Annotated in this window: 7 protein-coding genes; 1 reads left to right on the forward strand and 6 read right to left on the reverse strand. The window is 42.8% G+C overall.

The genetic code is table 11. The annotated features are described in order from the left end of the window. The first annotated feature begins 90 nt into the window (after window positions 1–90). Window positions 91–780, forward strand: a complete 690-nt coding sequence (locus DW173_RS06935) for a phosphatase PAP2 family protein (protein WP_009039272.1) — start codon at window positions 91–93, stop codon at window positions 778–780. Between the two features lie 228 nt (window positions 781–1,008). On the opposite strand, the gene leuB is transcribed toward DW173_RS06935, so the two are convergent. The 6 genes from leuB to DW173_RS06965 all read right to left on the reverse strand — a co-directional run bounded on the left by leuB (window position 1,009) and on the right by DW173_RS06965 (window position 7,906). Further along, entirely contained in the window at window positions 1,009–2,070 is a 1,062-nt protein-coding gene (leuB, locus tag DW173_RS06940) for a 3-isopropylmalate dehydrogenase (protein ID WP_004311790.1), read from the reverse strand. A 60-nt stretch (window positions 2,071–2,130) separates the two neighbouring features. After that, window positions 2,131–3,678 carry an alpha-isopropylmalate synthase regulatory domain-containing protein gene (locus tag DW173_RS06945; protein WP_167509162.1) on the reverse strand — a complete coding sequence of 516 codons (1,548 nt, stop codon included), beginning with the start codon at window positions 3,676–3,678 and terminating at the stop codon, window positions 2,131–2,133. Further along, complete coding sequence (gene leuD / locus DW173_RS06950; protein ID WP_004307192.1) at window positions 3,660–4,256, reverse strand: 3-isopropylmalate dehydratase small subunit; 597 nt, start codon at window positions 4,254–4,256, stop codon at window positions 3,660–3,662. The genes DW173_RS06945 and leuD overlap by 19 nt, the downstream gene beginning before the upstream one ends. A gap of 41 nt (window positions 4,257–4,297) precedes the next feature. Next, a complete protein-coding gene (gene leuC, locus DW173_RS06955; RefSeq protein ID WP_120144126.1) occupies window positions 4,298–5,692 on the reverse strand; it encodes a 3-isopropylmalate dehydratase large subunit in 1,395 nt (464 codons plus the stop codon). Between the two features lie 81 nt (window positions 5,693–5,773). Further along, window positions 5,774–7,270, reverse strand: a complete 1,497-nt coding sequence (locus tag DW173_RS06960) for a 2-isopropylmalate synthase (RefSeq protein ID WP_004315472.1) — start codon at window positions 7,268–7,270, stop codon at window positions 5,774–5,776. Between the two features lie 402 nt (window positions 7,271–7,672). Continuing rightward, window positions 7,673–7,906, reverse strand: coding sequence for a hypothetical protein (locus DW173_RS06965; protein ID WP_004311794.1), 234 nt, complete (start codon window positions 7,904–7,906; stop codon window positions 7,673–7,675). Window positions 7,907–8,077 lie beyond the last annotated feature (171 nt).

Raw genomic sequence — 8,077 nt, forward strand, 5'->3', positions numbered from 1 at the left:
AAGAAATATGGAATATTTATAAGGTAATATAGGACATTTACTATTCTTTATTGTATATTTGCGACGTTAAAAATAGATCAATAAAGCCGGATGATACATAGCGAAATCGTGCAATTCCTTTCGGAGATAGATACAAATATCTTCTTATCTTTCAATGGTATACACTCCCCTTTCTGGGATTATTTCATGAGTTCCTTCACGGGTAAAATAATCTGGGTTCCCATGTATGCCACCATATTATATATATTATTAAGAAATTTCCACTGGAAAGTTGTCGTATGTTATGTGGCAGCTATCGCGCTCACGATTACCTTTGCCGACCAAATGTGCAGCAGTATCATCCGCCCGGTAGTGGCACGCCTGCGTCCCGCCAATCCGGACAACCCTATTGTGGATATGGTATATATCGTAAACGGGTATCGTGGAGGAAGTTATGGTTTCCCATCGTGCCATGCGGCCAATTCATTGGGGCTTGCCATGTTTGTAGTATTTCTGTTCCGTAAACGTTGGCTAAGTATTTTCATCGTAACTTGGGCAATTCTTAACTGCTATACACGTATATACTTGGGTGTACATTATCCCGGTGATTTACTCGTAGGAGGTATTATCGGAGGATTCGGCGGTTGGCTATTCTGTACTATCGCTCACAAAATAGCCATTTATTTGGAACCTTCCACCCGTACGAAGAGAAAAGATATAAAACAATGGCCAGTCACTATTTATGTAGGATTGCTGACAATGCTCGGTATCATTATATATTCCATAATTAAAAGCTGGTAAGGTTCACCACAGATTACACAGATTACACAGATTCACACAGATTTCAAATGATAAAAAAGATATTCCATAAAAAGAATGAAGAGTAAGTGGAGTTATCAAACAAAATCTGAATATTAAAAATCACCCACGTTATAGATAGCTATAACGTGGGTGAAATTATTTATAAAGGGCTGTTATACAGCTCCATCAGCAATCTGTGTGAATCGGTGTAATCTGTGGTGTAGAATATCAAGCTTTCTTGATATAATCAACAATCCACTGTCCTACTTCTTTCGTTCCGTATTTAGCACCGTCAGCCACCTGAATTTCCGGTGTACGTACATTCTCATCCAAAGAAGCGTCTACTGCTTTACGAATCAGCGCACCCTCTTCTTTGCAATCGAAATACTCAAACAACATAGCTACGGAAAGAATTTGTGCCAACGGATTAGCAATATTCAATCCTTTAGCCTGCGGCCATGAACCGTGAATCGGTTCAAACACCGGAGTACTCTCGCCTGTGGAAGCAGAAGGAAGCAAGCCCATAGAACCACTGATTACAGAACCTTCGTCAGTCAGAATATCACCGAAGGTGTTTTCCGTTACCATCACATCGAAGAAAGCAGGTTCCTGAATCATTTTCATTGCAGCATTGTCCACAAACATATAATCTGTTGTCACTTCCGGATAGTTCGGAGCCATTTCCTGTGCAATCTGACGCCATAGACGGGAAGAAGCCAACACGTTTGCCTTATCTACCACCGTCAGATGTTTTCTGCGCTTCATCGCATATTCAAAAGCCACTTTCAAGATACGTTCGATTTCCGGGCGAGTATAATAGTTGGTATCATACGCTTTGTCATTATCCTGATACTTTTCACCGAAATACATACCTCCGGTCAACTCACGGATACAGATAAAATCTGCGTTCTCTACCAGTTCCGCACGCAACGGAGATTTGTGAATCAGGCATTTGAATGTCTGCACCGGACGGATATTAGCGAAAAGTCCCAATTTCTTACGCATCGCCAACAAACCTTGTTCCGGACGTACTTTAGCAGTAGGGTCGTTATCAAATTTCGGATCGCCTACGGCAGAGAATAAAACAGCATCCGCATCTTTACAAACCTGATAGGTTGCTTCCGGAAACGGATCGCCTACTTTATCAATCGCATCAGCTCCACAGATTGCATATTCGTAACTTACTTTGTGGCCAAACTTCTCGCAAACGGCACTCATCACATCTACACCTTGCACAGAGATCTCCGGTCCGATGCCGTCGCCTGCTAATACAGCAATTTTAAAATCCATAATCGTTTATTCTTCTATTTATATATTCTTATAAAAAACATTCTTTGGGCAAGTTATCTCTCACTTGCTCTTCTCGTATTCATCTTCGATGAGGTTCAACATCTTCATAGTAGCTTTGATGGCAGCTTCCGTCTGATCGGCATCAAGTCCACGGGTACGGAACACCTGCTCGTCATAACTCCATGTGATTACTGTCTGCACAAATGCATCCGTACGCCCACCGGGAGGGATTGTCACCGCATAATTGGTCAGCATCGGGAATTTGCGTCCCAATGTCACCTTATATATCTTACGCAATGCACGAACAAAAGCATCATATTGACCATCTCCACTTGAACTCTCTTCATACTCTTTCCCGTTGATTTCTATCTTCAACGTAGCCATCGGTTTCAAGCCATGAGCCAGATTCACAAAATAGCTCTTCAGTTTGACCTTCTCACCTATTGATCCATGCTTCAACACATCAGAAACAATGTACGGCAAATCTTCCTGTGTCACCAATTCTTTCTTGTCGCCCAGTTCGATGATACGTTCCGTCACTTTGCGCATAGCATCTTCATCCAACTCCAGTCCGAGGTCTTCGAGATTTTTGCGGATATTGGCTTTGCCGCTTGTCTTGCCCAACGCATATTCACGTTTGCGGCCAAAACGTTCGGGAAGCAAATCATTACAGTAAAGATTATTTTTGTTATCGCCGTCGGCATGCACACCTGCCACTTGTGTAAAGACATTCTCACCTACAATCGGTTTATTGGCAGGTATCATAATACCCGAATAAGACTCCACTACCCGGCTGACATCATTCAAACGGCTCTCGTCGATATTGGTCGCCGCATTGAAATGATCTTTCAGGATGGCTTGCACACTTGCGAGGGGAGCATTTCCTGCTCGTTCGCCCAGTCCGTTGATGGTGGTATGCAGTCCTTTGACACCGCTTAATACGGCTGCAAGAACGTTGCTCACTGCCAAATCATAGTCATTGTGCGCATGGAAATCGAGATGAGTATTCGGATAACGTTTCTTCATCTTCCGCATATACTCTATCACTTGCAAGGGATTCAAGATACCCAACGTGTCAGGCAACATATAACGCTTGACACTCGTCTCTTGCAATCCATCCATCAACTGGAATACATATTCGGGAGAATCCTTGATACCGTTACTCCAATCTTCCAGATAAACATTGACGGTTATATCCTGTTCGTCGGCATAATGCACCACATTAATGATATCTGCCAGATGTTCTTCCGGTGTCTTTTTCAGTTGTTGCGTACAATGCTTCAGTGAACCTTTGCAAAGAAGATTAATCACGCGGCAACCGGTACGCTGAATCCAATCGACAGAAGTATGCCCGTCAACAAAGCCGAGCACTTCCACTTTATGGAGCAGATTACGACGGGCCGCCCAGTCGCAAATCATCTTCACGGCTTCAAACTCACCGTCCGACACACGCGCCGAAGCAACCTCCACCCGGTCTACCTTCAAATCTTCTAACAGCAAACGGGCGATCATTAGTTTCTCATGAGGCACGAAAGATACTCCGCTGGTTTGTTCACCATCACGGAGCGTTGTGTCCATGATTTCTATTTTCACGCCTTCTTTTCCCATTCTTCTATTTTATCTTTATTGCTTAACAAGAAATCGATATCATCCAATCCGTTCATCAAACAAAGTTTCTTGTAAGCATTGATTTCAAAATGTTCACTTTTACCTGTCGCCTTGTTGGTGATGGTCTGTTCGGGAAGATTCACTTCCACTTCCATCTTCGGGTCTGCTTCTATCGAATCGAACAATTCTTGCAGAAACTCTTCGGTTACAACCACCGGAAGCACAAAGTTGTTCAACTCATTATTCTTATGAATATCGGCAAAAAAACTGGATACCACCACACGGAAACCATAGCCGGCAATTGCCCAGGCTGCGTGTTCACGGCTGGAACCCGAACCGAAGTTCTTACCTGCCACCAATATCTGTCCGCTGTAAGTAGGGTTGTTCAACACAAAATCCTTGTTCAGGGAACCATCTGCATTGTAACGCCAGTCACGAAAAAGGTTATCACCGAAGAATTTCTCTTCACGAGTGGTTGCTTTCAAGAAACGTGCCGGAATAATCTGGTCGGTATCTACGTTTTCTAAAGGAAGAGGTACACAAGTACTTGTGATTATATTAAATTTTGTCTTAGCCATCGCCTTATTTATGAATTATAAATTATGATTTATGATTGAAATTACATCAGTTCTCTCGGATCGGTAATCACACCTGTCACCGCCGCAGCAGCAGCCACCAGAGGACTAGCTAACAAGGTGCGTGCACCAGGTCCCTGACGTCCTTCGAAGTTACGGTTGCTGGTAGATACCGAATATTTTCCGGCAGGAATCTTATCATCGTTCATCGCCAGACAAGCAGAACATCCCGGCTGACGAATAGCAAATCCGGCTTCCGTCAAAATCTTGTCGATTCCTTCCTTACGGATCTGTGCATCTACCATCCATGAACCCGGAACCAGCCATGCAATTACATTTTCCGCTTTCTTGCGGCCTTTCACGATGGAAGCAAATGCACGGAAATCTTCGATACGACCGTTTGTACAAGCTCCGAGGAATACATAATCAATCTTTTTACCCAACAAAGATTCACCCGGTTGGAAGCCCATGTAGTCCATTGATTTCTTGAATGAAACCTGTGCTACTTCGCTCATTCCTTCCATCGTAGGAATGTGCTGTGTGATGCCCATGCCCATACCCGGATTCGTTCCGTATGTAATCATCGGCTCAATATCAGCAGCTTCAAAACGGACTTCCTTGTCGAATACGGCATCGTCATCACTCTTCAATGTCTTCCAATATGCCAAAGCCTTGTCCCATGCTTCGCCTTGCGGAGCACTTTCACGTCCCTTGATATATTCAAAAGTCACTTCGTCCGGAGCAACCATGCCACCACGTGCACCCATTTCGATAGAAAGGTTACAGAGGGTAAGACGTCCCTCCATTGTCAGATTGCGGATAGCCGAACCTGCATATTCTACGAAGTAACCGGTAGCACCGCTGGTAGTCATCTTGGACATCATATACAGAGCCACATCTTTTGCAGTCACCCCTTTGCCCAGTTCACCGTCTACGGTGATACGCATTGTTTTCGGTCTTGACTGAAGAATACATTGCGAAGCCAATACCATTTCCACTTCACTTGTTCCGATACCGAAAGCGATTGCTCCCATCGCACCGTGAGTAGAAGTGTGAGAGTCACCGCAGACAATCGTCATTCCCGGCAAAGTCAAACCACGTTCGGGACCTACCACATGGATAATTCCATTCTTCGGATGCATCATACCGTAGTGTGTCAAACCAAAATCCTTCGCATTCTTAGTCAATGTGTCGACCTGCGTTTTAGAAATCGGATCTTCAATCTCCTTATCCTGATCGTGTGTCGGTGTATTATGGTCGGGCATACAAAATACCTTTTCCGGACGCAACACTCCGATTCCACGTTCACGCAATCCGGCAAAAGCTTGCGGACTAGTCACTTCGTGACAATATAAGCGATCAATATAAAGCTGTGTAGGACCATCTTCCACAGTAGTCACCACGTGGGCATCCCATATCTTATCAAATAATGTATTCATCTGTTTATTTACTATTTTACTAATTACTATTTACTATTTTAGTCAATCTCTACAATGCCGATACGACTGTCAGTCTCTTTTTTATGATTTGAATTTATTAATACAGTCAATATAAGCTTCTACGGAAGCGGCAATAATATCTGTATTAGCTCCAAAACCATAATAAATCTGGTTATCGTATTCTACCTGCATGTGTACTTTACCTACATCATCACTTCCCTTGCTGATAGCCTGAATAGTAAACTCTTTCAAAGTCATGTGGCGTTCTACAATCTTCTTCAATGCTTTGATAGCTGCATCTACCGGACCGTTACCGCTGGCACAAGCCTCAAACTTCTCACCGGCAATGTTCAATCCCAAACTAGCTACCGAACGAACGCCGACACCACTCGTCACCTGCAAATAATCCAGTTTGATGCGATGATTCTGGCTACGGTCTGCGCCTGCCAATACTAAAATATCGTCATCATTAATATCTTTTTTCTTATCAGCCAACTTCAAGAACTCATCATATACCTTATCCAGCTTTTCCTGCTCCAGGTCAACTCCCAAGATAGAAAGACGATTTTTCAATGCGGCACGTCCGCTACGGGCTGTCAATACGATAGAGTTATCATCAATACCCACATCATGCGGATCAATAATCTCATACGTCTGTACATTCTTCAACACACCGTCCTGATGGATACCTGAAGAATGTGCGAAAGCATTACGTCCAACGATCGCTTTATTCGGCTGTACCGGCATATTCATCAGGCTGGATACCATGCGGCTGGTCGGATAAATCTTCTGTGTATTGATATTGGTCTGAATATCTATTTCGTGGTGACTCTTGATAATCATGGCGATTTCTTCGAGGGCAGTATTTCCTGCACGTTCGCCGATACCGTTGATGGTAACTTCCACCTGACGTGCGCCGTTCAAAACACCGGCTATCGTATTGGCAGTAGCCATACCCAAGTCGTTGTGACAGTGAGTAGAAAGTATCGCATTATCGATGCCGTCTACATGGTCGATCAGGTATTTTATCTTAGCACCATATTCTGAAGGCAAGCAATAACCCGTTGTATCAGGAATATTCACTACGGTAGCTCCCGCTTTGATAACGGCTTCCACCACACGTGCCAAATATTCGTTATCCGTACGGCCAGCGTCTTCTGCATAAAACTCTACATCGTCCACAAAACGGCGGGCGTATTTCACGGCAGCTACCGCACGTTCGATAATCTCCTCACGATTCGAATTGAATTTATATTTAATGTGCGAATCAGAAGTACCGATACCAGTATGAATACGTTTATGTTTAGCAAATTTCAGTGCATCTACAGCAACATCAATATCTTTTTGAACTGCACGTGTCAAAGCACAGATAGTAGGCCAAGTCACCGCTTTTGAAATCTCAATCACTGAATTAAAATCTCCCGGGCTCGAAATGGGGAATCCGGCTTCAATCACGTCTACTCCCAACGCTTCCAATGCCTTTGCTACCTGAATCTTCTCTACTGTATTCAACTGGCATCCCGGAACCTGTTCACCATCTCTAAGAGTGGTATCAAAAATAAATAACCTATTGTCCATATTCAATGTATATTATATAATTATTAGCATTAAAAAAAGCCTTTCACACTTGGAAGTGAGAAAGGCTTTCGTATATTTTCATTTATACACATTTACGCGCAGCACTCACTTCCACTAACCTTTGATAGTAGAATAATAATACCGCATAGTAGAATATGTATAAACATCTGGTTCATTTCTTGTCTCTTTTATAGTTTGACGGTGCAAAGGTATGGATTATTTCTTTACCACCAAATAATACGTTACTTTTTTATCGAAAAAAATATCATTTCATAAGTTAAAGCCGATTTTTACCAAAAATGTATCACGAATAAAGGTCTATATTTCATTAAAAGAAAAGAGGGAGCAGAATGTTTTTCAGCATTCTCTCCCTCTTCTTCTTTATTGTTCTAAATCAATAGATTACTTCTTATCGCAACATTCTTTCTTTTCTGCGCAATCTGCTTTTTTGTCGCAAGCAGTAGCACAAGAATCTTTAGCCTGGCAGCAAGAATCAGATTCAACAACAGCTTCTACAGTTTCTACGGTTGTTTCTTCACCTTCAGAAGCAGCGTTAGTAGTTTTGTTACCAGCACAAGACATCATTGCAAAAGAAAATGTTACTGCTACAGCAGCCAAAAATAATTTAGTTTTCATACCTTTCAAATTTGCTTTAAACGTTTAATAAAATAATTGTCGGTCGCAAATATAACACTTTTTTTGCAAAGTACCAAACAACAGAAAGCCCCTTGATTCGCTGCTGAATCAAGGGGCTTCTCTAAAAACGGCGGCTACCTACTCTCCCACTGTTACGCAGTACCATCGGCG

Source organism: Bacteroides sp. AM16-13 (genome assembly GCF_003602705.1).
GTDB lineage: Bacteria > Bacteroidota > Bacteroidia > Bacteroidales > Bacteroidaceae > Bacteroides > Bacteroides xylanisolvens.